This is a genomic window from Shimia sp. R9_2 (assembly GCF_017743735.1).
Lineage (GTDB): Bacteria > Pseudomonadota > Alphaproteobacteria > Rhodobacterales > Rhodobacteraceae > Shimia.
Window position 1 is genome coordinate 201,487 of record NZ_JAGHRO010000002.1, and the last position, 24,808, is coordinate 226,294.

General features: G+C 58.4%; 21 protein-coding genes and 1 tRNA gene. 10 read left to right on the plus strand and 12 right to left on the minus strand.

Features of this window, described 5'->3' with window-relative positions; translation table 11 throughout:
• Nucleotides 1-40 precede the first annotated feature (40 nt).
• From J7400_RS05555 to J7400_RS05565, 3 genes are all read left to right on the plus strand, one after another.
• Nucleotides 41-124 (plus strand) — tRNA-Tyr (locus tag J7400_RS05555).
• 64 nt (nt 125-188) lie between these two features.
• Nucleotides 189-1,829, plus strand: coding sequence for a site-specific integrase (locus J7400_RS05560; RefSeq protein WP_209060619.1), 1,641 nt, complete (start codon nt 189-191; stop codon nt 1,827-1,829).
• A 728-nt stretch (nt 1,830-2,557) separates the two neighbouring features.
• Nucleotides 2,558-3,898 carry a hypothetical protein gene (locus J7400_RS05565; RefSeq protein WP_209060622.1) on the plus strand — a complete coding sequence of 447 codons (1,341 nt, stop codon included), beginning with the start codon at nt 2,558-2,560 and terminating at the stop codon, nt 3,896-3,898.
• A gap of 60 nt (nt 3,899-3,958) precedes the next feature.
• On the opposite strand, the gene J7400_RS05570 is transcribed toward J7400_RS05565, so the two are convergent.
• From J7400_RS05570 to J7400_RS05600, 7 genes are all read right to left on the minus strand, one after another.
• Nucleotides 3,959-4,633, minus strand: a complete 675-nt coding sequence (locus J7400_RS05570; RefSeq protein WP_209060624.1) for a recombinase family protein — start codon at nt 4,631-4,633, stop codon at nt 3,959-3,961.
• Between the two features lie 190 nt (nt 4,634-4,823).
• A complete protein-coding gene (locus tag J7400_RS05575; RefSeq protein ID WP_209060626.1) occupies nt 4,824-5,792 on the minus strand; it encodes an SIR2 family protein in 969 nt (322 codons plus the stop codon).
• Nucleotides 5,792-6,400, minus strand: coding sequence for a hypothetical protein (locus J7400_RS05580; protein WP_209060628.1), 609 nt, complete (start codon nt 6,398-6,400; stop codon nt 5,792-5,794). The genes J7400_RS05575 and J7400_RS05580 overlap by 1 nt, the downstream gene beginning before the upstream one ends.
• A gap of 390 nt (nt 6,401-6,790) precedes the next feature.
• The gene (locus J7400_RS05585) at nt 6,791-7,591 is read right to left on the minus strand and encodes an SDR family NAD(P)-dependent oxidoreductase (RefSeq protein ID WP_209060631.1); all 801 of its coding nucleotides are present in this window, start codon (nt 7,589-7,591) and stop codon (nt 6,791-6,793) included.
• A complete protein-coding gene (locus tag J7400_RS05590) occupies nt 7,588-8,526 on the minus strand; it encodes an SDR family oxidoreductase (protein ID WP_209060635.1) in 939 nt (312 codons plus the stop codon). Before J7400_RS05590 ends, J7400_RS05585 begins: the two co-directional genes overlap by 4 nt.
• A complete protein-coding gene (locus J7400_RS05595) occupies nt 8,523-9,431 on the minus strand; it encodes a bile acid:sodium symporter (protein ID WP_209060638.1) in 909 nt (302 codons plus the stop codon). Before J7400_RS05595 ends, J7400_RS05590 begins: the two co-directional genes overlap by 4 nt.
• A complete protein-coding gene (locus tag J7400_RS05600; RefSeq protein ID WP_209060640.1) occupies nt 9,428-10,747 on the minus strand; it encodes an NAD(P)-binding domain-containing protein in 1,320 nt (439 codons plus the stop codon). The genes J7400_RS05595 and J7400_RS05600 overlap by 4 nt, the downstream gene beginning before the upstream one ends.
• A gap of 63 nt (nt 10,748-10,810) precedes the next feature.
• Between J7400_RS05600 and J7400_RS05605 the strand changes: the two genes are divergently transcribed.
• The 4 genes from J7400_RS05605 to J7400_RS05620 all read left to right on the plus strand — a co-directional run bounded on the left by J7400_RS05605 (nt 10,811) and on the right by J7400_RS05620 (nt 16,895).
• Complete coding sequence (locus tag J7400_RS05605; RefSeq protein WP_209060642.1) at nt 10,811-11,479, plus strand: TetR/AcrR family transcriptional regulator; 669 nt, start codon at nt 10,811-10,813, stop codon at nt 11,477-11,479.
• Nucleotides 11,480-11,578: 99 nt separating this feature from the next.
• Complete coding sequence (locus J7400_RS05610) at nt 11,579-12,583, plus strand: hypothetical protein (protein ID WP_209060644.1); 1,005 nt, start codon at nt 11,579-11,581, stop codon at nt 12,581-12,583.
• Nucleotides 12,584-12,861: 278 nt separating this feature from the next.
• Nucleotides 12,862-14,154 carry an O-acetylhomoserine aminocarboxypropyltransferase/cysteine synthase family protein gene (locus J7400_RS05615; RefSeq protein WP_209060646.1) on the plus strand — a complete coding sequence of 431 codons (1,293 nt, stop codon included), beginning with the start codon at nt 12,862-12,864 and terminating at the stop codon, nt 14,152-14,154.
• Between the two features lie 215 nt (nt 14,155-14,369).
• Nucleotides 14,370-16,895: a hypothetical protein gene (locus tag J7400_RS05620; protein ID WP_209060648.1), complete on the plus strand. Its 2,526-nt coding sequence runs from the start codon at nt 14,370-14,372 to the stop codon at nt 16,893-16,895.
• 112 nt (nt 16,896-17,007) lie between these two features.
• Here J7400_RS05620 and hppD read toward each other — a convergent pair whose 3' ends face one another.
• Complete coding sequence (gene hppD, locus J7400_RS05625) at nt 17,008-18,105, minus strand: 4-hydroxyphenylpyruvate dioxygenase (protein WP_209060650.1); 1,098 nt, start codon at nt 18,103-18,105, stop codon at nt 17,008-17,010.
• Between the two features lie 158 nt (nt 18,106-18,263).
• Here hppD and J7400_RS05630 point away from each other — a divergent pair, with 158 nt between their 5' ends.
• Entirely contained in the window at nt 18,264-18,719 is a 456-nt protein-coding gene (locus tag J7400_RS05630) for an Lrp/AsnC family transcriptional regulator (protein WP_209060652.1), read from the plus strand.
• Nucleotides 18,720-18,747: 28 nt separating this feature from the next.
• Nucleotides 18,748-20,631 carry a cation:proton antiporter gene (locus J7400_RS05635; RefSeq protein WP_209060657.1) on the plus strand — a complete coding sequence of 628 codons (1,884 nt, stop codon included), beginning with the start codon at nt 18,748-18,750 and terminating at the stop codon, nt 20,629-20,631.
• Nucleotides 20,632-20,646: 15 nt separating this feature from the next.
• On the opposite strand, the gene cobT is transcribed toward J7400_RS05635, so the two are convergent.
• A complete protein-coding gene (gene cobT / locus J7400_RS05640) occupies nt 20,647-21,657 on the minus strand; it encodes a nicotinate-nucleotide--dimethylbenzimidazole phosphoribosyltransferase (RefSeq protein WP_209060658.1) in 1,011 nt (336 codons plus the stop codon).
• An 82-nt stretch (nt 21,658-21,739) separates the two neighbouring features.
• Between cobT and cobS the strand changes: the two genes are divergently transcribed.
• Nucleotides 21,740-22,513, plus strand: a complete 774-nt coding sequence (cobS, locus tag J7400_RS05645) for an adenosylcobinamide-GDP ribazoletransferase (protein WP_209060659.1) — start codon at nt 21,740-21,742, stop codon at nt 22,511-22,513.
• 210 nt (nt 22,514-22,723) lie between these two features.
• Here cobS and J7400_RS05650 read toward each other — a convergent pair whose 3' ends face one another.
• From J7400_RS05650 to fdxA, 3 genes are all read right to left on the minus strand, one after another.
• A complete protein-coding gene (locus J7400_RS05650) occupies nt 22,724-23,494 on the minus strand; it encodes a potassium channel family protein (protein WP_209060661.1) in 771 nt (256 codons plus the stop codon).
• A 117-nt stretch (nt 23,495-23,611) separates the two neighbouring features.
• A complete protein-coding gene (locus J7400_RS05655) occupies nt 23,612-24,121 on the minus strand; it encodes a CarD family transcriptional regulator (RefSeq protein ID WP_209060663.1) in 510 nt (169 codons plus the stop codon).
• Between the two features lie 297 nt (nt 24,122-24,418).
• Nucleotides 24,419-24,757, minus strand: a complete 339-nt coding sequence (gene fdxA, locus J7400_RS05660) for a ferredoxin FdxA (protein WP_209060666.1) — start codon at nt 24,755-24,757, stop codon at nt 24,419-24,421.
• Nucleotides 24,758-24,808: the final 51 nt, after the last annotated feature.

Here is a 24,808-nt window from a genome sequence, read left to right on the forward strand (position 1 = left end):
ACCCCCTCACACCAACGAGGCTAGCGCGCCTCAGGAGAGTGGGCGACAGGCCGCAAGGTGTGGCAGGGGACTGTAACTCCCTCGCGGAGACGCACGCTTGGTTCGATTCCAAGGTCGCCCACCACTTTCCATCTTATCAGTGACTTAGCATATGCTTTACCCCGGTGCGCCGCACAGGTGAGACACATATGCGTCCTGCAAGTTACCTCAGCACGTCCCGTCACGGCGTCTTCTACCTCCGCCTTCCAATCCCCCGTTCCGCCCATCCGGAGCGTCGTAGGACCGATCTCAAGGTCTCTTTGGCGACCCGCGAACCAAGAGTGGCCGCGACACTTTCCCGCCTCCTCACTGTCTCTGGACAATCCGCTCTGGCTGCGGCATCCGCTCGCGGCATGCGCTATGATGAAATCCGGCACCACGTCCAAGAATATCTGAAAGTCGCCCTCTCAAACTTCAGGGAAGGCATTGGTCAAGATGGGCCGATGGAGGGGCTGCACCTAACTGCTCTGCAGAACAGCCTGTGGGCCTCAGAGATGCCGTTTGAGGAGTGGTGTGACACCATCGGTGCCGAAGGGGCTGAGCGCGCTCTTAGGTCGCTCTGTGAGGCCCGGGACATTGAACCCGATCTTACTGAAAAGACACGAACACTCATGTTGAAGGAGTTGCACAAGATGTGGCGCGCCTTCACTTCTCAGGCTGTGGCCCACAATCAGTCCTTTGACAGCCTACAGACCGAAGCCCCGCCCTCAACCACTGTGGCGGCTGTGCCTGCTCCTCCAGTCCCGACACCAACGACAATCCCAGCTGAACCTTTCTGGGACGTTGTGGATCGCTACATGCGGGAGAAAGATCGCTCTCAAGAATGGGCTGCAAAAACGCGCTCCGAGAAAACCGAAGCCCTCAACCTGCTGGCTGAGCTCACCGACAGCAAGCCTCTGGCAAGTCTGACCAAGGCTGACGCACGTGAGATCAAGGACATCCTGCAAAGGATGCCCAAGAACCGCAGCAAGAACCCTCAGACACGCGGTAAGCCTGTCAGGGACATCTTGGACATGAAAGGTATTGAGACGCCCACAGCGCGCACGGTGAACGTCTACATCGGCCATTACCAATCCCTTCTCGGCTGGGCGAAACTGAATGGCTACGTTGAGGAGAATGTTTTTGATGGCTTGCGCTTGAAGCTGAAGAACGCGACCTCGGAGCCCGCGAGAAAAGCCTTCAGCGAGGAGCAACTGAGCCGCCTGCACCATCATCTTACCATCAACCCAGACGGGCTTGTGAAGAAGCCAGAACATAAGTGGGTGACGTTGGTGGCGATGTACACAGGTGCGCGGCTCAACGAAGTTGCTCAACTGGACGTGTCCGATGTCAAAGACCTAAGCGGGATAGCCTGTATCGACATCACAACTGAAGGTAGCCCCAACAAGCGCCTCAAGAACGCATCGTCCAAACGTGTCATACCTATCCATGCCGATCTGATAGCATTGGGTTTCTTGGAGTTCGTTGAGCAACTCCGTGCCCGAGGTACAGTGCGTCTTTTTCCAGCACTCTCCTATTGCCCAAAGAATGGCTACGGGCGCAACGTTGGGAGATGGTTCGGCGATAGCTTCCTGCCGCGTCTTGGGATCGACGATGAAGCTTTAGTGTTCCACAGCCTTCGGCACACTATGAATACCCAGCTTGCCCGCAAAAATGTTCCCGAGCAGCTTCAGAAAGCCATTCTTGGTCACAAGCAGAACGGCATGACGTATGACACTTATTTCACCGCTGGGTTTCTGCCCGATCAGTTATACCCGGAGGTCAATAAGTTCCGAGCTATACCGGATTAGTATAATCCACTCTATTAATCCGGTTATGAGCTAACTGTATGATACCACAGCAACCCAAGGAGCACTGTCCAACATAAACGCCTCAGGTATTCTTGAGTTCTATTGGTTAGAAGTATTCTCTGTATACTCGACCACAGGAAATTCATTATTATATATTAATATCAATATTTTAAGTAGTAAAGTTCACTTGTTGAATTTTCACATAGGTATCTTCATGCGATAACATTTTTTGGACCTAAGTATTTATACTAGCTGAGACAGATACCGAAACTGGTTCTGTCTAGGAACGGAGGGATAAGCCTCGGACCGAGGTTCATGGCCCATATGGTTCCCGTCGCTGTGGTCCGTCATGGCAAAAATGGGGCTGATGCCGGGCGGTCCCCAAATACCGAAAGCAGACAGATACCGGGCGCAGAGGATTGACCATATTGGGATTGGCCACCCCGGACTGCAGCCATTGACGCGCCCCGGAGCGCCGCTCAGAGGCTCTGTCGGCAAGTCTCGGTCTCTGAGGCTCTGAAGATGCTCTCAAGCGCGTCTACGGTGCCCTAGCTTCCCCCTGCGAAACGGGCTTCCGGCTTCCCCCAAAAAAGCCCAAGTGCCAGCCCCGCGGCCGGAATACTCCCCCAAACATCAAGGCGATGCATCATCCATACATTCCCCTAAAGGTTGACAGAGTTGGCGGCTAGAGCGTTGAATACCTGCATTTCTTCCAAGTGGAATTTGTCATGCCCATTACTGATCTCCCCGAAAATGTCGTACAAGGCGACCAAGCTCGGCTCTTTCCGGTTCTCGCAACCACGTCGAAAGAAGGGCGCACCACGGCCATAGTGCTTTCCTGCCTGAGTTTGGTTAGGGAGTTTGGCGCGACCCTTCTTGGCGGAGTTGGACAAAAGCTGGGCACAAGGGCCAAGGTCAGCACTTATACAGAAGTCGTTTTTAAGAGCCAGACAGGCAAGTCGGGTGATAGACCAGACGGCCTCATCGTTGTCAAAGTCGGCTCGCGAGAGTGGAAGGCTTTGGTAGAAGCCAAGGTTGGAAACTCAGACCTCGATGCTGATCAGATAGAACGCTATCGGACTTTGGCAAAAGAGAATGGCATCGACTGCGTCATCACCATATCAAACCAATTCGCAACCTCTCCTGATGCTCACCCTATTGAAGACGTGCGTAAGAGCCGCTCAAAGATACCTGTCTACCATTGGTCTTGGATGCATGTCCTCACCACTGCCGATCTGCTGTTGAATACCGAAAGCGTTGATGACGACGACCAGACATTCTTGCTGCATGAGCTTCACCGCTTCCTGAGCCATGAGAGCGCAGGCGTCAAAGGCTTCGATAAGATGCCGAAGGCTTGGACAGAGCTCAACAGGCTGGTCTCCAGCGGTGGGGTCATTCCCGCACGGTCACCCGAAGCCAAAGAAGTGATCTATGCTTGGCACCAAGAGACGCGAGACCTGACCTTAATATTGAGCCGCATGACGGAGACCATTGTGCTAGAAAAGCTTCCTCGGAAGCACCAGAGCGATCCAGCACTGAGGCAGAAGGATGAACTCACTGATCTTAAAGATAACTGCCGCTTATCCGTTTCACTCAGCGTGCCTGACGCCGCTGCGAATGTGGATGTCACAGCCGACCTTATGCGTCGCACTGTCGAGGTGGGAATGAGCCTGCGCGCCCCGGATGACAAGAAAACCACAAAGGCCCGGGTGAACTGGCTACTACGTCAGATAAAGACTGAGGACACGACAGACCTACATGTGAGATTGTTATGGCCCGGAGCTAGCGAGCCAACGCAACACCTCGTCTCAGACCTGAGTGAGAATGTGGAACTGTGCAACGAGGGCAAGGAGCATCTCGTTGCTCATGGCTTTCATGTGTTCCACAGCAAGAGGCTGGGTGGACGCTTCACACAGCAGAGCAACTTTATCGCTGACCTTGAAGCCATCGTGCCCGATTTCTACGGCACCGTGGGATCAGAACTCAAAGCATGGCAACGCCCAGCGCCGCGCATCAAACACTCGGATGATCTACAAGAAACCGGAAGCGCCGGAGAGGCGGCAGAGTGATGCTCTGACCGCGTTCCAGCCTCAGACACGCCAACGGCCTCTGAGCACCTCTGAGGGCGCTCACAGAGGCTCTTGGGGCACGTCCAATCGGTCCAAAGTGCGTTTGATCTGCGACGCCTGCCATCGACCGCCCCGAGCGGTTACAACGCCTGCTGTGTTGAGGTGTTCTGCTATCTCTCTCAATGACTTACCAGCATCGCGCAAAGGTATGATCAGTCCTGCGACCTTCTCTGCCCGGGCTCTTGCGTTGGCCTTGACGGCATCGTTGCGCTTCATGGTCTTGTCTCTCAAACCACCCAGCTTTGTGCCACGTGCTTTTGCCTCCGACAGTGCCGCCTTGGTACGTTCTGAGATGAAGGCGCGCTCTTGCTCTGCCAATGCCGCATAGATGTGAAGCTGAAAGTTGTCGGCATTGGGCATCTGGGCAACTCGGAAGGTGACCTTCTTGTCTTCCATGAGGGCGGCGATGACAGACACCTTACGTGACAGCCTATCCAACTTACTGACGAGGAGAATGGCTCCGGTCTGTCGCGCCAAAGTCAAGGCTGCATCTAGCTCTGGTCTAGTGTTGTCAGCACCGCTCAGGACATCGGTAAAGGTGCCTACCACTTCATAGGGTGCCGGACTGAACCGCTCCAAGTACAAGTCGATGTCGCGCTCTTGGGCATCCAAGCCTAAGCCACTGCGCCCCTGCTCCTTGGTGCTGACACGCTTGTAGATGATGTATTGCTGCATGACCGTTGGCCCTACCCTGTCTTTAGAGGTCAAGGTAAGCACCTACGTTGCAATCGTCAACGTTGGTTGTGCATGATACACTCAGCAATCTTCATGCAACCGAGTGAAGGGGTATGGGGGCCGTTCGACTGTCGCCTCACATAGATGGGGGCATGAAAAAATTTGTCAAAAAATCTAAATCGACAACTTGCTACCAGTCGACAAAGTCAAGGATGCTATCCAAGTGAACGACCTCGACATCGTTCTTGAGTTTGTCTCGCCAGTAGGCCAACCTGTCATTGTCGGGCTGTGACCCGCTCCACTCCACCACACGCACATGTTTGTTTGTGCACCTACTTGCTAGCTGATTGTTGAGATGAGTGTCATAGCCAGAGTAACCAAAGAGCACGACCTCACTGCTCTCCTTCAAAGCCTTACCCAAGAAGCGCCAATACTCTGACAATAAACTTGATGCAGAAATGATAGCGGTCTTATGCCTTACATGAGTGAGAACTAAGTGGGTGCTGTCAACCTGCTCGCCAATGAGTTGGTGCCTCCGAAACTTTTTGATACGTCCGTTTGGTGCATCATAGAATAGAGGTGAGCCATGCAGGTGTAGATACCAACCAAGCCTGTCGGGGTTTTTCCTCATCATGTTGTTTTTGGAGAACCCGGTCCGTGTCATACCGTCTATTAGGTCACCGTTGTACCCACGCAGAACATGCGAACCGAGAAACGCTTCGTATAGCAGAGGATCGTAGTTAAGTGTCGCCACGTGCGATTTCGTTTCATGGATGAAATCAGTGAGGGGCTCAACAAACTCATATGGCAATTCCTCTCCGGTATCGTGAAAGCAGCATGCAACCTGATGCACGAACTTTCGGATCGAAGACGGAAACTCTCTACCGTGCTCTGAAAGCCAGTGCGCATCGTCCTCTAGCTCAATACCATCTAGGAAATCGCACGAAGCCAAAACACGCTGCAGGACATACAAGTCCTCCTCGCTGCTGGGTCTCTCATACTCTGTGTCTTCGGGAAGACAGGCGCGGATCATTCCTTTCTGAGCATCAGAAAGGATGTCATCCTCCCACACACTAGCAAGCGCATTGTCGAGAGAAAACAACTCAGGCGACAGGCCCATACCCAGCCCATTGCCGAAGATCAACGTCTTACGGGTCATTAGCTTACGTCCGCTATCAAATTTGCAATGGTGCTGGCGTCGCTTCGCAGAATAGCCCGTGTAGTATTGGACACAGACTTCTCCCCGGTTCTGCTTCCATTGGTGAGGTTAGCAAGTGCGAAAGTGCTGTTGGCAAGTGCGGTGCTTCGGTAGCACTCGCGCAGCAATAAACAGCCGACAGCGGCGTACTTTCTTTGGAGCTGTGGAGTTCTTGCAGCCCAAATCGAATGCACCCAGCTGGTGTCCTTCTCAAGTGTTAGGAAGAGCGGATCGCAGGCAATCGATATATTGTGTCCGGGAATTTCGTATGTGCGCGGCCTCTTAATGGCTTCGATCTTGCGTTTGCTGGCATATCTCTCAGAAAATCCTTGGTACGCGGCTGTGTTGTACTCGCGCTCAACTGCATTAGTGGGCGATTGCAATATATCGTCGACTACATCGCTACTCTCACCTGCAAGATGAGCCCGGATGGCTCGCGTTAAGCTCTGATAGAAGTTATAGCTCGCTCCACCGTTTATCTTCTTGTCAATGGCGGCAATCTTCTGGTCGGTGTCCAACTGACAAAGGCGAATGAAAGAAGATAGCGTGAACACTTGAATTGTAGCCATTGGTCCTCCGACAAACCGCTTTAGCGGCTCTGTGATCGAATGCTTAGTCATATCTAGGAAACTCTACCCTCGAGCGACAGAAGGTCAACGACATTCAATCTTAGGCAACCACACTCACCTACGCTGTGACGCCTTGCCTAAACGCCCTAAGTGAGACACAAAGGTGAGACACAACCGCTAACCCGCGCTGGATTGTTGAGTTATTGCGGTCACTTAGAGGAGTGGTGGACTTTCCAAGGTCGCCCACCACTTTCCATCTTATCAGTGACTTAGAGCACATTTTGGATGTGGCGACATGCCATATCGCCGTCGTTATTGAGACCTTTGGTGATCTCTTCGCACTGAGCAGTCGCCCCTTAAGACATTTAGCGCTCATCTAGCGCTTCACGCTCAGCGATCCGTCGCCTCGCCCGTTTCGCCTTTGATCGTGCGCGCCATGAGCCATTGATAGAAGGCTGGCGAAACGCGGTTGAGCATATGGGCGAGTTTGGACACGCGGCCCACTGCCACAAAATCCCTGCCTTGGCTGAACCCGCGCAGAATTGCGGTGGCGGCCTGTTCCGGTGTCATGGCGTCCACCGCGTCAGCCGCACTGCCCGGCGGCGAGATGCCGAGCGTATCGGTGCCACCCTCTGGGTTGGTTGCGACAAAGGACGGGGCGGCGACACAGACCCGCACGCCAAAGGCTTTCTCTTCTGCCCTGAGGGAGCCGAAAAAACCGGCCATGGCGTGTTTGGAGGCGGCATAGGCCGCGCGTTGGTAAAGCGGCGCAAATCCTGCCACGGAGGTGAGCACGAGATGGGCGCCCTGACTTCGGCGCAGGGCATTCTGAAACGCCTGCGCCATGGCGACGGCGGCGAAATAGTTGACCTCAAAGAGATGCCGGTGCGCGGGATCTGAGAGTTTGGCCACCGGTCCAATCGTGGTGACGCCCGCCGCATAGACCAACAGGTCGATTTGCTCAAAGCAGGCAAGAATTTTCTCACAACAGGCGGCCAGCTGCGCGGGATCTGTGAGATCACATTTCATCGGCAATTGCGTGTCTGAGATTTGCAGCCCGCTGACCTCCCGGTCGAGCAGCACCACCTGCCAGCCTTGGCCTTGCAGCTGTTTTGACAGGGCAGAGCCGAGCCCACCGCCGCCACCGGAGATCACGGCGGTTTTGCGCCCTGCCCCGCGCAGCTTACTCATGAGCGCTGGTTCCGATGCCAGAACTCAAACACCTCACGGCTGGACTTCTCCGGTGTGTAGCCAAAATCTCGTTTCAGAGCGGTGTTGGAGAGCACGGGGCGGTATTGCAGAAAGCTGACCTGTTCCGGACCATATTGGGACAGACCAAGCGGGCGCGCTACGGCGAGCGCAGTGCGCAGCAGCCAGGCGGGCAGCCGCAACACGGGCTTGCCCATCATATCGGAGAGATCATCGACGCTGAGCGCGCCGTCGCCAGCGACATTATAGATGCCTGCGGGCCCATCCGTGGCCGCGCGCAGCAGGATACGGGCGAGATCGCGGTTCCAGACAAAGACAAAGGGGCTGTCGCTGCCCTGCACCGCCAGAAGGCGCGGTTTGTGGAAGAGATCGGTGATCTGATTGTCGGTGCGACGCCCAAGCACCGTGCCGACCCGCAGCACAACCTGCTCGAGGAACGGCGCGTTGTGGCGCACCTCGGCCAGAAACTCCTCGACCAGACGTTTGTGATGGGCGTAGGCGAATTCCGCATTGCCCCGGATATCATCACTTTCGCGCAGCGGCACAGGGTTGTCGGCGTGATAGCCGTAAGCAGCGCCCGAAGAGGTGATCACCAAGCGTTTGGTGCCAGCTGCAAGGGCTGCGGTGACCACGGAGCGGGTCCCGACCACATCCACCGCATAGGCCATCTCCCGCGTGCTGTCTTTGGGGGGCGTCACAACGGAGGCCAGATGCACAATCACATCCGGCTGATAGCGTGCAATCACCCGCAGCGGGGCATCGGTGGTGACATCCATGGGATGAAACCGCGCATTGGCGGGCAGCTCTTCGGGGGCCTGCACATCACAGGCGATGACCTCATGGCTGGTTCTGGCGAGCTCTGCCAAAAGCGCTGAGCCGACCATGCCAGCGGCCCCGGTTATCAGGATACGGGTCATCGTGCCGCCTCTGTCCGGTTCATGATCATGGCCAGACCGAGGCCGGTAATCGCATGCCAAATCCCCCAAAACGCAGCCACCACGGCCATGCCGCCAAGCCCGCCAAAAAAGCCAAAAATAAGGATCAGGCCGAGGCCAGAGTTCTGAATACCGGTTTCGATGGTGACCGCGCGCCGGTCATAGGCAGAAAGCCCCATCACGCTGGCGATGCTGAAGCCGGTGGTCAGGGCCAAAGCGTTGTGCAGGAGCACCAGCGCCGCCACAGCGGCCGCAAATTGCAAAAAGTAGTCCCAGTTGGAAATCAGCGCCAAGACAATAAAGGCGATGAAAATGGCCATGGCCACATTCTGCAGCGGGCGGCGCAGGCGGGTTGTCAGCTCGGGGCGCGCGCTGTTGAGCGACACGCCAAGCACCAGAGGTAGGATCAGCATCAGCCCCACCGTGATCGCAACCGTCACAGGATCAATCTGCGTGGCTTGCAGGATTGCGCGCGTTGGCGCGTAAAGCGCGCCCCAGAACGCGATATTGAGCGGCGTCATCAGGATGGCGCCGACGGTGGCAAATGCGGTCATGGACACGGAAAGGGCCGCGTTTCCGCCCGCACGATGGGTGATGTAGTTGGAGATATTGCCGCCCGGACATGCCGCCACCAGCATCAGGCCCAAAGCGATAGAGGGCTGCGGCTGGGTGAGCAGAACCAGCACAAAGGTCACGGCAGGCAGCAATAAAAATTGCGACACCAATCCCGTGACCAGCGCGCGCGGCGCCTGGACCAGCCGACGGAAATCGGCAGGTGTCAGGTCGATGGCAATGGCAAACATCACCACCGCCAGAACCGCATTAAGCACGGTCAATGAGGTCGCGCTGAAGTTCAGCACAACCGCATCCAGACTGGCCTCAGTCATTTGGGTTGCTCCGCCTCTAGCGCTTTGATCCAGCGCGTCACAGCGCCACGGTATGTGGCCTTGTCAACGTAGTAGGCCATGCGCGGCAGTTCGAGGTAAGACATTCCACCGGTTGCGCGCGTGAAGCCGGACCGCTTCTCACGCTGGAGTTTTTTCGCCGCAGCACTGCCGCTTCTCAGCCCCCGCAGGTATCTCGCGACCATTTCCGCCTGCTCGTGCCGCCCCTGCCAGCCAAGCCCTGTGGCCTCCACCATGCCCAGCACAAAGAGGTCATCGCGCTCAGGATGCATGGCGTTCAGATAGAGATGTGGTGCATCTTTTTGCCAGTTGAGCAGTTTTTGGTCGATGAACGGATAGTCGAGTTTGTAGCCGGTTGCAGCAAGGATCATATCATAGTCGGCCTGCGCGCCGTCCGTGAAAGTCACCGTTTTCCCGGAAATATCGGCAATATCCGCGCGGATGGTCAGATCGCCGTGGCCTGCGTGATAGAGCACCAGCGAATTCACCACTGGATGGCTTTCATAAAGTTTGTAGTCGGGCTTGGGAAAACCATACTTCTGGGGATTGCCGACAAACCACTTGAGGATCAGCCCATCGATCCGACGTTTGAGCCACATCGGCAGCTTGATTGCGCCGCCTATGGTGTCAGCCGGTTTGCCAAAGACGTATTTGGGCACGAAATAATAGCCGCGCCGCATCGACAGATCGCAGCTTTGTGCGTGATGCACCGCATCCACCGCGATGTCGCAACCCGAGTTGCCTGCCCCCACCACCAGCACACGTTTGCCGGCAAATTGCTCCGGGTGGCGATAGGCGGCGGCATGCAGCAGCTCGCCGTCAAACTGCCCCGGAAACTTGGGCATATTAGGGGTACTGAGCGTGCCATTTGCGATCAAAACGCCCGCATAGACGGCGCTATGCGTTTGCCCTCCCTGTCGCCAAATGACACGCCAGCCCGCGCCGTTGTCCCCTTCCGGCGTTAACTCTGTGATCTCCGCCCCAAACCGAAAATGGGGACGCAGATCAAAATGCTCTGCGAAGTCGCGAAAATAGCGGGCCATCTCGCGGTGAGACGGGTACTCCGCCACCTCCGCATCCATGGGAAAATCCGCAAACTCCGTCATGGTCTTTGAGGAGATCAGATGCGCGCTTTCATACATAGTCGAGCGCGGCCCCTCGATGTCCCACAGCCCACCCACATCAGAGTGCAGCTCAAAGCCATCAAAAGCGATGCCCTGCGCGCGCAGCACCTTGGCCGTGGCCAAACCCATCGGCCCCGCCCCGACGAGGGCGAATTTTTCGCGCGTTTCTGACATTCCGGTCTCCTTGAGAACGTTATTTAAGTTGAACGGTCGTTAAATATAAGGCAAGCTGTTTTTATGAGCCGTGATTTCCTGCAAGAAAAACAAAGACAAAGGGCCCCTTCCAAGAAGGCTTTGGAGACCCGGACACGGATCTTTGACGCAGCGGAAAGGGTGTTCTCGCGCCACGGTTACGATGCGGCATCGATTCGCGATATCGCCGCTGAGGCCGGGGTTCAGGGCGCGCTGGTGAACCACCATGGCGGCAGTAAGGAAGAGCTGTTCTGGCGGGTGGTGGCGCGCCGTGCCGACATCCTGAACGCCGCGCGGACCGAGGCGCTTGAGGCCTGCAAATCCGAAGGCGGGTTCACACTCAACGCCGCGCTCACATGCTATTTTGAGCCCTATCTGTCCCGGGCAGACTGCGGCGATGCACAGTGGCTGGCCTATGCGCGGCTGGTGGCGATTGTCTCCTCCGACACCCGCTGGCAAGAGCTGGCTTCTGTGTGTTTTGACCCCACCGCCATGCAGTTTGTGGAAGAAATCGCAGCGCTCTACCCGCCTCAGGCCAGTGCCGCGGTGGCCACCGGATTTGTCTATTCCGTTGCCGGAATGCTGGCGCTTTTGACCGCGCAATGGCGGATGGAAGCACTTGGCGACAGCCGCAAGGATGCCCAAAGCCGCCTGAGTGAGCTGGTGACCTTCTGCGCGGCGGGGATAGAGGCCAGTGCTGCGCAGGCACGGTGACCGGAAAGACCGCGTTTGCAAAAAAATCGAATGCGCGCTTTTGCAACTCTGCCTGCAGGCCTATAGTTGCAAAAACAATCGCGCAGAGCAGCAGAGCAGATGGCAAAAAAGCCTTTGAAATCACAGAGCTTCAACATCGTTGTTGTGGGGCAGAACGGGCGCTTGCAATATGAGGCGGCGCTGTTTGCGGCCTCGTTGCGCGCCAAATCCCCCAATTTTGCAGGCCGCCTGTTTGTGGCTGAACCGCAGCCCGGGCCGCGATGGGAAAAAGACGGGCGCATCGGCAACCCGCAGGTGCGTGAGTTGCTGGAAGAGCTGGAGGCCGAGATCCTGCCGTTTGAAAGCCGCGCCTTTGGCGAGGACTATCCTTATGGCAATAAGATCGAGCTGCTGAGCGCGCTGCCTGAAGGGGAACCTTTTGTCTTCTTTGACAGTGACACGCTGATCCTTGATGACATCACCAAAGTGCCGTTTGACTTTGAGCGCCCCTCCGCAAGCCTGCGGGTGGAAGGCACATGGCCGGAGCCGCCGCTTTATGGGCCGGGCTACAACGGGATCTGGAAAGCGCTTTATGACCGCTTCGGGCTCGACTTTGAAAGCTCCCTCGATCTGAGCCAGCCCGATGAATACTGGCGGCGCTATCTCTATTTCAACGCCGGGTTCTTCTACTACAAATGCCCCAAGATGTTTGGCGCGCGCTTTCTGAAATATGCCACCAGCATTCAGAACGACCCGCCGGACGCGCTGGCCTCCCAAACATTGCGGCCCTGGCTTGATCAGATTGCGCTGCCGCTGGTGATCCACGGGCTTGGCGGCGGGCGGGATGCTCTGCCTGAGGGGCTACTTGATGGGTCGGTGAGCTGTCACTACCGGCTGATGCCACTGCTTTATGCACGGGAGGCCGATCATGTGGTCGCAGCGCTGGAAGAGATTGCCGCCCCCAACCGGATCAAGAAGGTGCTGAAACAATATGAGCCCTTCAAGCGGATGATCTATCAAAAGCGCGGGCATAAAGCGCGGGCGCTGTTTGATCGCGAACACCTGCCGCGACGTGAACAAGCTATACGTAACACACTGAAAAAGAACGGATATTGGCTGCGCTAGCTTTGCCATTTGAAAGGCGACGGGGCGAGGTAGCATTGCCGCCTCTAACAGCTCATAGCGCGACCCAGGCTGCCAAGATTATGTTCTCTTTTTTGACGCTTATTCATCGACATGATCCAAGAGTGAACTGCTTTAGAGAACACTCCTTCTGAATTCTTGATGTACGGCCAATTTTGCTCTGGGCCGAATGGACTTCATCACAAAGTTGTGCGTTGTTCTGTTGCGCGGTAGCCGACAGCCCCCTATCACTTTGGCAAGACTTTTTAGGGAGAAAAAACATGACCGACGGACCCACCTACGGTTTTGACACATTGCAAATTCATGCGGGCGCGCGGCCGGATCCGGCGACCGGCGCACGCCAGACACCGATCTATCAGTCCACCGCCTATGTGTTTCGCGATGCAGAACACGCGGCGGCGCTCTTCAACCTGCAGGAAGTGGGCTACATCTACTCCCGCCTGACCAACCCGACCGTGGCGGTTCTGCAAGAGCGCATTGCCACGCTTGAAGGGGGCGTTGGTGCGGTCTGCTGTTCTTCCGGTCACGCGGCCCAGATCATGGCGCTGTTCCCGCTGATGCAGCCGGGCTGTAATGTGGTGGCTTCCAACCGGCTTTATGGCGGCACCGTCACGCAGTTCAGCCAGACCATCAAACGCTTTGGCTGGTCCGCGAAATTTGTCGACACCGATGATCTGGACGCGGTGAAAGCCGCCGTGGATGAGAACACCCGCGCGGTGTTCTGTGAATCTGTGGCCAACCCTGGCGGCTATATCAGCGACATCGAAGCGCTTGCCGCTATCGCGGATGAGGCAGGTGTGCCGCTGATCGTCGACAACACCTCGGCCACGCCGTACCTCTGCAACCCGATCAGCCTTGGCGCCACATTGGTTGTGCACTCCACCACCAAGTATCTGACCGGCAATGGCACCGTCACCGGTGGCTGTATTGTGGACAGCGGCAAATTTGACTGGTCCGCCAGCGACAAATTCCCCTCCATGAGCCAGCCGGAGCCCGCCTATCACGGGCTGAAGTTCCACGAGACCTTTGGCCCGCTGGCCTTTACCTTCCACGGCATTGCGGTGGGGCTGCGTGATTTGGGCATGACCATGAACCCGCAGGCGGCGCATTACACGTTGATGGGCATTGAAACCCTCAGCCTGCGCATGGAGCGCCATGTGCAAAACGCCAAGGAGATCGCGGGCTGGCTCGAGACCCATGAGCTGGTGGACTATGTCACCTACGCGGGGCTTGAGAGCTCGCCCTACCACGATCGTGTGGAGAGGATTTGCCCGAAAGGCGCTGGTGGCCTGTTCACTGTGGCGCTCAAGGGCGGCTACGCGGCCTGCGTGAAATTTGTCGAGAACCTTGAGATTTTCTCGCATGTGGCCAACCTCGGCGATGCGCGCAGCCTTGTGATCCATTCGGCTTCCACCACGCACCGCCAGCTGACACCAGAGCAGCAGGAAGCGGCAGGAGCCGGGCCAAATGTGGTGCGGATTTCCATCGGCATCGAGGCGGCGGCAGACCTGATTGCCGATCTCGACCAGGCGCTGAGAAAGGCGCATGGCTAAGCCTGCGCGCCGGATCTGACGACAGCTTTTCAAAACGCCCCGCGCAAACCCGCCGGGGCGTTTTTTCTATGGCGATGGAACTTTGGCTCAAATGGCAGGCATCAAGGGGCGGATCACACCAAGTGTTTGCTTCCCCTTCGGCGATAACTTGCTATAAATTCGGCAATTCCGCAGGAACACGGGCATCCTGCACATCACCATGTTAGGGCTGTTCCATGACTCCGGATCTTGCGCTCACCCTGTCTTATCAAGGCATTAGCCTCCTCACCCGCGTTCAAGGCGGCTGGCATCTTCTGGGGGAGGTGTCGCTGGAGTCTGACGATCTCACGGCCAAACTGGCCGAGCTGCGCGAGATGGCGACCGCTTTGGGCGGCGTGGGGTTTCAGACGATGCTGGTGCTCCCCAATGACCAGATCAAATATCTGGACCTGCCCGCAGGTGAGATGAGCGAGAGCCGTCGCCGGATGCAGACCGAAGAGGTGCTGGAGAGCGCCACGCCTTACCGTGCCGATCAGCTGATGTTTGATGTGTCGCTGCAAGGGGACACGCCGCAAGTGGCAGCTGTGGCGCGCGAGACCCTGGCCGAGGCGGAGGCTTTTGCCACGGAGCATGATTTCAATCCGGTGTGTTTCACGGCGATCCCGCCTGCGGGGAGCTTTGCCGGAGCACCGGATTTTGGCCTGACTGACGCGGCACAGCGCGCGGGCCTGCAGCTGGTGGCTGATCGCAGCGCGATAGAGGTGGTCGGATCCGGCCCCCTGCCTGTCGCCGAGGCGCCAGTGCCTGAGAGCGCTGCCCCTGAGAGCCTCCCGGAAGATATCGAGGTGGAAGCTGAGCCAGAGCTGCCTGAAACCGCGCCCGAGGAGCCTGTTATTGAAGCGCCAGCCGAGGTGGCTGTGGAGGCACCAGCGGAAGTTGAGGTCTCTGCCCCCGATGATGTGGCCACAGATCAGGACACTGACGAAAGCGCCTCAGCCTCAGCGACCACCCCTGAGACTCCGGCAGGTTTTGCCTCTGTTCGCGCGCATCGGGATGCGCCGGACGCCGCGCCCAAACGCGCCTTGGGCGGTGCCACCCGCGATGTGACCGGCACCAATGCCCCCAGCATCCCCGTACCCCGCGACAGCGATGCGACCGCCATCCGGTTTGATCCGGCCAAGGCGGTTGCCGGGCTGACCGCAGATCGCGGTGAGGAGGATGCCCCTGATCTGATGCGTGATGCAGACAGCGGTGGCGACACCAGCACCTTCGCCAGCGCGCGCAACAAGACCAAAGTGGCCGGCCCAGCGCCAAAGACGCCGCGCAATGATCCCAAGCCGCGCCGCAACAAAAAACAGGCCTCCAAACCGGCAAATGCAGACCAACAGAACCTTACGATGTTTGGCGCACGCAGAGGCGAAGTGGGCGGCAAGCCACGCCATCTCGGGCTGATCCTGACCACGCTGTTGCTTGTGTTTATGGGGCTTGTGGCGCTCTGGGCCTCGTTGTTTCTGGAAAACGGCATTGCGGGGCTGATCGGTCGCGAACAGGCGGTTGAGGTTGCGACAGCACCGTCGTCTGAAAGCGGTGAGACTGAAGAGACGCCGGTTCTGGCCGAAGACGCGACAGACGCTGACGCGCTGCCTGCGGCGGAAGAGGTGATTGCGATCACGGTTCCGGACGGGCTGACGCCTGATGGGACAAATGGCTCGCAAACCGCATTGCTGGAGCCCCTGCCCCCTGAAGACCTCGCGCCAGAAGAGCTGGCAGAGAGCGTTGAGGACGGCGGCGAAGCGGCCACCATCGTTGCGCAAGCCCCGGCGCTGACCCCTGAAGAAGCTGAGGCGCGTTACGCGGTGACCGGCATTTGGCAACTGGCACCGGAGCCTCTGGCCGAACTGACCGAAGACAGCAGCGACACAATCTATGTGGCCTCCATTGACCGCCTGACATTTGGCTTGGACGCAGTGGCGCTGCCGGGTGTGGACGCCCTGACCACAGATGAGGTGCTGCCGACACAGGTCAATCCGCTGGCCGCCAGTGTCGCCTTTGATGTGGACGCGCGCGGTCTGGTGGTGGCCACACGTGAAGGGGCACTGAATGCGGAAGGTGTGATGGTCTATGCAGGGCGGCCGCCTGTGGTGCCTGCGGCCTATCCCAAACGGATCATCGTGGCAGATGCCCTGCGCCTGCAAAGCGATGCGCGGCTGGCGAGCGTCAGGCCGAAACTGCGGCCAAGTGATCTGCTGGAGCAAAACGAGCGCGCTACCTTTGGCGGCCTGTCGCGCGCAGAACTCGCCAGCATTCGCCCGCAGTTGCGCCCAGAAAGCGCGCAAGACGTGGGTGTCGCGGATCGTGCCCCGACCCAATACGCAGTGACAGCCTCCCTGCGCCCACGCCAGAAACCTGCCAACATTGCCCAACTGGCCGCCCGCGCCGCGCAGAATGAGGCGGAAACAGCGACGCCGGTTGCTGCCGCACCGCCAGCCGCCACTGTGGTGCCGACCATTCCGTCGACCGCTTCCGTCGCCCGTCAGGCCACCATCAACAACGCAATCAACCTGAGAAAAACCAGCCTGATCGGGGTCTATGGCACCTCGTCAAACCGCCGCGCCTTGGTGCGTTTGCCAAGCGGACGCTACAAAAAGGTGCAGGTGGGTGACCGGATCGACGGCGGCAAAGTGGCGGCGATTGGCGAAGATGAGCTGCGCTATGTCAAAAGTGGCCGCAACCTCGTTCTGAAGATGCCGAAAGACGGCTGAGCCTTTCTGACAGCGCGGCGCACAAGCGCAAAAGGAAAACGCGCCGCCCGCATATCTGCGGAACGGCGCTCCCCTCCCTCCCGGACTTCGCCGGATCTCGTGGCGGCGGTTGTTACTCAGCCGCCTGAATTTCCCCGTTGTTGATCTGCTCCTGTTCGATGGATTCGAACAGCGCTTTGAAGTTGCCCTCGCCAAAGCCATCGTCACCCTTGCGCTGGATGAACTCAAAGAAGATCGGGCCGATCACGGTTTTAGAGAAGATCTGCAGCAGGATCTTGGTCTCACCACCGTTCACCACACCTTCGCCGTCAATCAGGATGCCATGCTTTTTCATGCGTTCAAGCGGCTCTTCATGATCCGCCACGCGGGTTTTTGACAGCTCATAGTAAGCATCGTTCGGCCCCGGCATGAACTTGATGCCTTTTTCGGCAATCGCATCGGTGGAGGCGTAGATGTCGTCGCTGCCCACCGCGATGTGCTGAATGCCTTCCCCGTTGTATTTCTTCAGATAGCTTACGATCTGGCCGGTTTCGCCGCGGTCCTCGTTGATCGGGATACGGATCTTTCCGCAAGGCGATGTGAGCGCGCGGGAGAACAGGCCGGTGAATTTGCCTTCGATGTCAAAGAAGCGGATTTCGCGGAAGTTGAAGAGATCGCCGTAGAACTTGAACCACTTGTCCATGTTTCCCTTAAAAACGTTGTGGGTCAGGTGATCGAGGTAGAAGAAGCCATCGCCCTCAGGCTTGGAGGTCACCAGCCAGTCGAATTCTTCGTTGAAGGGCGAGCTGTCATAATACTGGTCGGTGAAATAGATCAGAGAGCCGCCAATGCCCTTGATCGCAGGCCAGTTCAGGGTCTTGTCGTCCGCGTCATAAGGCTCTGCGCCTTTGGAGACCGCATGTTCATAGGCCTGCTGCGCATCAACAACACGCCAGCCCATCGACGGCGCACAGGGACCGTGCTCTTCCACAAAGCGTGCAGCAAAGCTGCCGGGCTCCATGTTGAGGATGTAGGTCACATCCCCCTGCTGCCACAGCTCAATCGCCTTGGTCTTGTGGTTGGCTACATGAGTGTAGCCCATTTTGGCAAAGAGCGTGCGCAGCTCGTGCGGCTCGGGATGGGCGAATTCGACAAATTCAAATCCGTCGGTGCCTGCCGGGTTGAAATCGGAAATCTCTGCGCGCGGTGCATCGTGGGGGAATGGGCCCATGGTGCGTCTCCTCCTTTGGTAAGCCAAAATGGCATTTGCCTGTTCACATTCAAGAATAAGGCGCAATTGCCGCGCAAACACCGCAAAGTGACGTGCAATATTTACATTCAGCGCGTAGAATCCTCTTAGACACCAAAATCCATGCAAGAATTCCGCATATGCTTGATGACACAGACATGCGCCTGCTCACCGCGTTGCAGCGCGACGCCCATCTCACCGCGCAGGAGCTGGGCGAGATCCTGAATCTGTCGCCAAGCCAGGCCGGGCGGCGACGTCAGCGGCTGGAGGCAGAGGGCTATATTGAGGGCTATATCGCGCGGCTGAGTGCCGGCCATCTTGGGCTGTCGGTGCAGGCCTTTGTGCAGGTGCAGCTCGGCACCCATGGGCCGGAGCAATCGCAGAGCTTTGCCACGCTGATCAGCACCCGTCCCGAAATTGTCAGCGCTTGGACATTGACCGGCGATGCGGACTATCTTTTGCGCGCCTATTGCGAAGACCTGACAGCGCTTAACCGTTTGATACACGAAGTGTTGCTACCGCATCCCGCAGTGAGCCGTGTGCAAAGCCAGATCGTGATGGATCAGCTCAAGCGCGACGCCCCGTTGCCAACGTAACCCAAGCAGAAAGGCCCGGACGACCAGAATGGAAGAAGCCCTCTACACAGCCACTATTTTTCTGATGACAACGGTGATTGCCGTGCCGATTTCCGCGCGGCTGGGGCTGGGATCGGTGCTCGGCTATCTCGCTGCGGGCATTCTCATTGGCCCGATCTTCGGGCTGGTGGGTACCCATGAGGCGGATGAGCTGTTGCATTATGCCGAGTTCGGCGTGGTCATGATGCTGTTTATCATCGGGCTTGAGCTGGACCCGCGCGCGCTTTGGGCGATGCGTGACAAGCTTGTGGGTTTGGGCGGATTGCAGGTGGGGCTTACCGGGCTGGCCGTGTTTGCCCTTGCCGTGGCGCTGGACCGGCCCATCAATGTGGCGATTGCCTGCGGCATGATCTTTGCCCTCTCCTCCACGGCGATTGTGCTGCAAACGCTTACGGAAAAGGGCCTGATGCAGACCGGTGGCGGGCGATCAACCTTTGCGGTGCTTCTGACGCAGGACATCTCGGTGATCCCGATGCTCATCATCCTGCCCCTGCTGGCGGGTGCTGCGGTGCCGCAGGTGATGGCCGATGGATCTATTTCGGTGGGCGCGCATAGCCATGAAGACTCCGCGCATGGGCTGTCTCTTGTGGATGGTCTCCCCGGTTGGGGCATCGCGCTGGTGACGCTGGGTGTGGTGGCGGCGATTGTCATTGGCGGGCGCTACCTGACCCGGCCTGTGTTCCGCTTTATCCATGCTGCGCACCTGCCAGAGATGTACACGGCGCTGGCCCTGCTGATTGTGGTCGGCATTGCCTTTCTCATGCATCTGGTCGGCCTGTCCCCCGCGCTTGGCACCTTTCTCGCTGGCGTGCTGCTTGCTAACTCCGAGTTCCGACACGAGCTTGAGAGCGATATTGCCCCCTTCAAGGGCCTGCTGCTTGGGCTGTTCTTCATTACGGTCGGTGCACAAATTGATCTGGATGTGTTTATTGCCGCGCCCGGTGATATTCTTGGGCTGACGCTTGCGGTGATGGCGCTGAAAGCCATGGTGCTCTATGGCATCGGCCGCGCCTTTGGCCTGCGTCACCGCGCGCTGTGGCTGTTCACGCTTGGGCTCGCGCAGGCGGGGGAATTTGGCTTTGTGCTGATCACCACCGCCATGGGGCAAAATGTGCTGCCCCCTGCGCTGGCGGAGCGTTTGTTGCTGATTGTTGCGTTGAGCATGCTGATCACGCCGCTGCTGTTCATCCTTTACGATCAGATCTCCAAACGGTTTGGCGACAAGGAAGAAGAGCGGCAGGAGCCAGACACGATTGACCGCACAGGGCCGGTGATCATCGCAGGCATTGGCCGGTTCGGGCAGATCGTAAACCGCCTTGTCCGCGCCTCGGGCTTTGAGACGGTTGTGCTGGATCACAACATTCAAACCATCGAGACCATGCGCCATTTTGGCGTCAAAGGGTTCTTCGGCGATCCGACCCGCCCTGAGATGCTGCATGCCGCCGGGCTGAAGGAGGCAAGCGTGCTGGTGGTGGCGCTGGATGATCCGGCCGCGGCCATCAAGCTCACGCATTACGCGCGGCGCGAACGCCCTGATCTGCACATCATCGCGCGCGCCAACAACCGCGGCACGGTCTATCAGCTCTATAATGCCGGGGCGAATGACATTGTGCGGGAGATGTTTGACAGCTCGCTGCGCGCAGGCCGCTATGTGCTGGAAAACATTGGCCTCAGCGAATATGAGGCCGCCCGCGCCGAACAGGCGTTTTACAAACACGACCGCTATGCCGTGCAGGAGCTTGCGCAGGTCTGGCGCGAAGGTGTGCCAAGCGCGCAGAACGCCGAATATATCAAGCGTGCCAAAGAGTTGGAAAGCGAACTTGAGGCAGTGCTCCTCGCGCAACTTCAGGAGAAGCCAAGCGAGGAAGCCTGATCAGGGGGCGCGGGATCAGCCGTCTGTCACCCCCGCTTCGGCAAAGGTGGCCATGCCCGAGTGGCAGACCACTGCCGCTTTCAGGATGTTGATGGCCACCGCCGCGCCGGAGCCTTCGCCCAGACGCATGTTGAGGCTCAGGATCGGCTCTTTGCCGAGCCGTGCAAGCACCGCGCCATGGGCTGCTTCGGCGCTGACGTGGCCTGAGATCACGTGATCCAATGCGCCGTCTTGGGCGTCCGCCAGCGTGGCCGCCGCCGCAGAGGCAATAAAGCCATCCAGGATCACCGGAATGCGCAGGCTGCGCGCACGCGCAATCGCGCCGACCATGCCTGCCAGCTCTCGCCCGCCAAGGCAGCGCAGCGCCTCAAGACCTTTGGGTGTGCCATTGGCGGCCACACCTTCGCGCACCACACGGGCTTTGTTGGCGAGACCTGCGTCATCGACACCGGTGCCGCGGCCCACCCAATCCTCAGAGGTCCCACCAAAGAGCGCGTGGGAAATCGCCGCGCCACTGGTGGTGTTGCCAATACCCATTTCACCCACAACCAGCAGATCGGTGCCCTCTTTGACCGCAGACCAACCTGCTTGCAGCGCGGCCACCACCTCGGCTTCGCTCATGGCGGGGCCTTGAGTGAAGTCTGCCGTAGGTGTGTCCAGATCCAGCGCAATCACGTCCAGATCGGCACCGGCGGCACGGCTCAATTGGTTGATGGCAGCGCCGCCATGCTGAAAGTTCAGCACCATCTGTTCGGTCACTTCCGCCGGAAAGGCAGACACGCCCTGCGCGGTCACGCCGTGGTTGCCCGCAAAGATGATCACCTGCGGTGCCTTGATGGAGGGGCGTGGATTGCCGCGCCAGCCCGCATACCAAATCGCCATATCCTCAAGGCGTCCAAGCGCGCCGGGGGGCTTGGTCAGCTGGCCATTGCGGGCCTCAGCTTCGCCCATGGCTTGCTGATCCACGCCGGGGGCCTGCGCCAAAAGCGATTGAAACGCGGCGAGAGTGGAAAATTCTGCGGACATCGGCGGGGCTCCTGTTGAATTCTTATCGTCAGCACTGTTTAGCTCATTGCCAGCCCCCGGCAATACAGGAAAAGACGCAGACATGCCTGCTACCGACACGTCACCCTTTCGCCCCCGCGATATCAACACCGCGATTGCACTTCTGACGCGATTGCCGGTGCGCGCTGATTTCAGCCGGGGCGCCCGCGCCGCATGGGCCTACGGGCTGGCCGGCGCTGTGCTTGCGCTTCTGGCCGCCCTGCCCACAGCCGCAGCTCTGCTGATTGGCCTGCCCCCTGTGCTGGCGGCGATCATCTGGCTCACCGCGATGATCGTGATGAGCGGCGCGATGCATGAAGACGGCTTGGCGGACACCGCAGACGGCTTCTGGGGCGGCTGGGATCCAGCACGTCGGCTGGAGATCATGAAGGACAGCCGCATCGGCGCTTACGGCGTGATTGCGCTCTGCCTGTCGATTGCCGCGCGCTGGGGCGCGGTGACCCTGTTGCTGGAGGCGGATGTCTGGCTCTTCGGGCTGTTGGCGATTGCCATGCTCTCGCGCAGCACCATGGTGCTGGTGATGACCGCCCTGCCCCATGCGCGCGCAAGCGGGCTGAGCCATTCTCAGGGCCGCGCGCCGCGCGGTGGTGCGATCACCGGCTTTGCACTGGCCGCAGTGGTGGCCTTTGGCTGCGCCGGTATTCCCGGCGTGGCGATGGGAGGCGTGGCCTTTGTGATGGCGGCGCTCTGTTCCGCCACCGCCAAGGTCAAGATCGGCGGGCAAACCGGCGATGTACTGGGCGCGACGCAGCAGGTCACCGAGATTGCGCTGCTGTTCACGTTGGTGGCGGCCGCGCAGTTTGACTGGCCGGTCTGACCGACCCAGCCAGAGAGATTTGGCAGGCCTTATGCGGGCCTGCCTAGAGCCTCGTCCTGAAAATTGGCAACGGTTACATCCAGTCGCACAGACCAGCCCCCGATCCTGGGTGGGGGTGAAGCCCCCTCCCTTGGGGAGGGTCGGGCGCTGGTCGGCTTCGCCTCCTGAGAAATGGTCGAAATCGCGCGTTCAGGTTTTCAGGACGAGGCTTTAGGCCCCGCGCGTCTTGATGTGCACGATGCTGCCGCAGTGTTTGCAGTGGATGGCATCCGGGTCATGACGCATCAGACCACAGGTCTGGCAGGTAAAATTGACCTTCTCGGGCTGAAAAATCGCCTGCGCGAGCCGCACGAACAGGGTCACCCCCACCACCATCACAAAGACGGAGAAGAGTTTTCCGAGCGGCGTGCCCAGCGTGATGTCGCCGTAGCCCGTGGTTGAGAGCGTGGCCACCGTGAAATAGAGCGCGTCGACATAGGGCGTGTCGGTCACGGTTTCATCAATGAAGAACGCCCGCGTGGTCGCAGCCGCCAGCATCACAAAGACAAAGAGGTTGATGCCCGCCGCCATGGCGTCTTCGTGTTTGCGAAACCAGCCGCTGCCCCGGCGCAGGTCATAGAGCAGGTGGTAAGACTGGATCAGGCGCAGACCGCGCAGCACCCAGAGGAAGGCGAGGTTTCCGGCCACAAAGAGATCGAGAAACAGGCTGGCGATCACCACGATGTCGGCCAGCGTGTAGATGCGTGTGAGCAGAAACCAGCGGTCTTCTGACACCCAGAGCCGCGCCAGAAGCTCCAGCAGAATCGCCGCCCCCGCCACCCGGCTGAGCACCGTCAGCGCAAAGCCATACTCAAAGTTCACGGTCAGGAAAAAGAACAGCACCGTGAGCGCGTCAAAGATGACCAGCCCGTAGCGAAACCGCACAGCTCCTGGCGTGTGCGCCGTATAAAGCCCGGTCAGAAACTTTTTCAGATCGCGCATCTCTGTCTCCTGGACTGGCGGAACCTAAGGTCAGGTATCACAGGCAAGACCCTGTATAAAAATAAAAAAGACCGCACCAGAGTGCAGTCTTTTTCTGAAAGATATGGGGCGCTGGCCTTATGCGGCGCGCGACACCAGCACGTCGTCGACCTGCTTGGCTGCGGCGACTTCATCACCACCGGCCACAGCGGCCACTTCGCGGGTCAGACGCTCCAGCGCGGCTTCGTAAAGCTGACGCTCGGAATAGCTCTGCTCGCGCTGATCATCGGTGCGGTGCAGGTCGCGCACCACTTCGGCAATTGCGATCAGATCACCGGAGTTGATCTTCTGTTCGTATTCCTGTGCGCGGCGCGACCACATGGCGCGTTTGACCTTGGCTTTGCCCTTCAGGGTCTTCATCGCCTGATCAATCACGTCAGGGGAGCTCAGACCGCGCATGCCAAAATGGGTGGCTTTGTTGGTCGGAACCCGCAGGGTCATCTTGTCTTTCTCAAACGAGATCACGAAAAGCTCCAGCTGCATGCCGGCAACTTCCTGCTCTTCGATGGAAATGATCTGCCCAACACCATGTGCGGGATAAACAACATAGTCGTTCGGGCTGAACTCGTTCTTCTTGGCTTTGCTCATGCAGTGCTTCCTTTGTGGGCCCCAGTCCTGCCAGACAAAAAATTTCGCTCGGGAAAGGCGCTTTCCCGACACGGAATGTCCTCTGGTAGAAAAAGCCACCCTCAGCAAATGCGGGGATGGCTCTCAGGCAGTTATGTCCTCTGTGAAGGATATATAACACAAAAAACGGACCCTTTAAAGCGCAGCCCGCTTAAAAAGGTGTTTTGCGTAGCGTCTTCAGAGCGTTACGCTCTTTTTAGGCCGGAGCGGCGATCCCAATATGCACAGGGCAGACCGAATCGCCTCGACACCGATAGCTTAACCGCCTTCGCCCGGTGCTTCGGAGAAATATTTCTCCAATTTGCCGGTCTCGCCGTCTTTTTCTTCGTGACCGGGCAGCGGATCTTTCTTGGTGATAATCACTGGCCAGATTTCAGAATACTTGCGGTTGAACTCAACCCATTTTTCCATATCCGGCTCCGTGTCCGGACGGATGGCGTCCGCCGGGCATTCCGGTTCGCACACACCACAGTCGATGCATTCGTCCGGGTGGATCACCAGCGTGTTCTCACCTTCGTAAAAACAATCTACCGGGCATACCTCTACGCAGTCCGTATATTTGCATGCGATGCAATTGTCGGTCACAACATAGGTCATTTTGGGTTAGCTCACTTATCGTCAGATCACGTGCCTGACTAAATCAGCACG

Bases quoted from the DNA above. Each gene is read 5' to 3' on its own strand.
- J7400_RS05560 (WP_209060619.1), top strand. From the start codon at position 189: ATGCGTCCTGCAAGTTACCTCAGCACGTCCCGTCACGGCGTCTTCTAC.
- J7400_RS05565 (WP_209060622.1), top strand. From the start codon at position 2,558: ATGCCCATTACTGATCTCCCCGAAAATGTCGTACAAGGCGACCAAGCT.
- J7400_RS05570 (WP_209060624.1), bottom strand. From the start codon at position 4,633: ATGCAGCAATACATCATCTACAAGCGTGTCAGCACCAAGGAGCAGGGG.
- J7400_RS05575 (WP_209060626.1), bottom strand. From the start codon at position 5,792: ATGACCCGTAAGACGTTGATCTTCGGCAATGGGCTGGGTATGGGCCTG.
- J7400_RS05580 (WP_209060628.1), bottom strand. From the start codon at position 6,400: ATGGCTACAATTCAAGTGTTCACGCTATCTTCTTTCATTCGCCTTTGT.
- J7400_RS05585 (WP_209060631.1), bottom strand. From the start codon at position 7,591: ATGAGTAAGCTGCGCGGGGCAGGGCGCAAAACCGCCGTGATCTCCGGT.
- J7400_RS05590 (WP_209060635.1), bottom strand. From the start codon at position 8,526: ATGACCCGTATCCTGATAACCGGGGCCGCTGGCATGGTCGGCTCAGCG.
- J7400_RS05595 (WP_209060638.1), bottom strand. From the start codon at position 9,431: ATGACTGAGGCCAGTCTGGATGCGGTTGTGCTGAACTTCAGCGCGACC.
- J7400_RS05600 (WP_209060640.1), bottom strand. From the start codon at position 10,747: ATGTCAGAAACGCGCGAAAAATTCGCCCTCGTCGGGGCGGGGCCGATG.
- J7400_RS05605 (WP_209060642.1), top strand. From the start codon at position 10,811: ATGAGCCGTGATTTCCTGCAAGAAAAACAAAGACAAAGGGCCCCTTCC.
- J7400_RS05610 (WP_209060644.1), top strand. From the start codon at position 11,579: ATGGCAAAAAAGCCTTTGAAATCACAGAGCTTCAACATCGTTGTTGTG.
- J7400_RS05615 (WP_209060646.1), top strand. From the start codon at position 12,862: ATGACCGACGGACCCACCTACGGTTTTGACACATTGCAAATTCATGCG.
- J7400_RS05620 (WP_209060648.1), top strand. From the start codon at position 14,370: ATGACTCCGGATCTTGCGCTCACCCTGTCTTATCAAGGCATTAGCCTC.
- hppD (WP_209060650.1), bottom strand. From the start codon at position 18,105: ATGGGCCCATTCCCCCACGATGCACCGCGCGCAGAGATTTCCGATTTC.
- J7400_RS05630 (WP_209060652.1), top strand. From the start codon at position 18,264: ATGCTTGATGACACAGACATGCGCCTGCTCACCGCGTTGCAGCGCGAC.
- J7400_RS05635 (WP_209060657.1), top strand. From the start codon at position 18,748: ATGGAAGAAGCCCTCTACACAGCCACTATTTTTCTGATGACAACGGTG.
- cobT (WP_209060658.1), bottom strand. From the start codon at position 21,657: ATGTCCGCAGAATTTTCCACTCTCGCCGCGTTTCAATCGCTTTTGGCG.
- cobS (WP_209060659.1), top strand. From the start codon at position 21,740: ATGCCTGCTACCGACACGTCACCCTTTCGCCCCCGCGATATCAACACC.
- J7400_RS05650 (WP_209060661.1), bottom strand. From the start codon at position 23,494: ATGCGCGATCTGAAAAAGTTTCTGACCGGGCTTTATACGGCGCACACG.
- J7400_RS05655 (WP_209060663.1), bottom strand. From the start codon at position 24,121: ATGAGCAAAGCCAAGAAGAACGAGTTCAGCCCGAACGACTATGTTGTT.
- fdxA (WP_209060666.1), bottom strand. From the start codon at position 24,757: ATGACCTATGTTGTGACCGACAATTGCATCGCATGCAAATATACGGAC.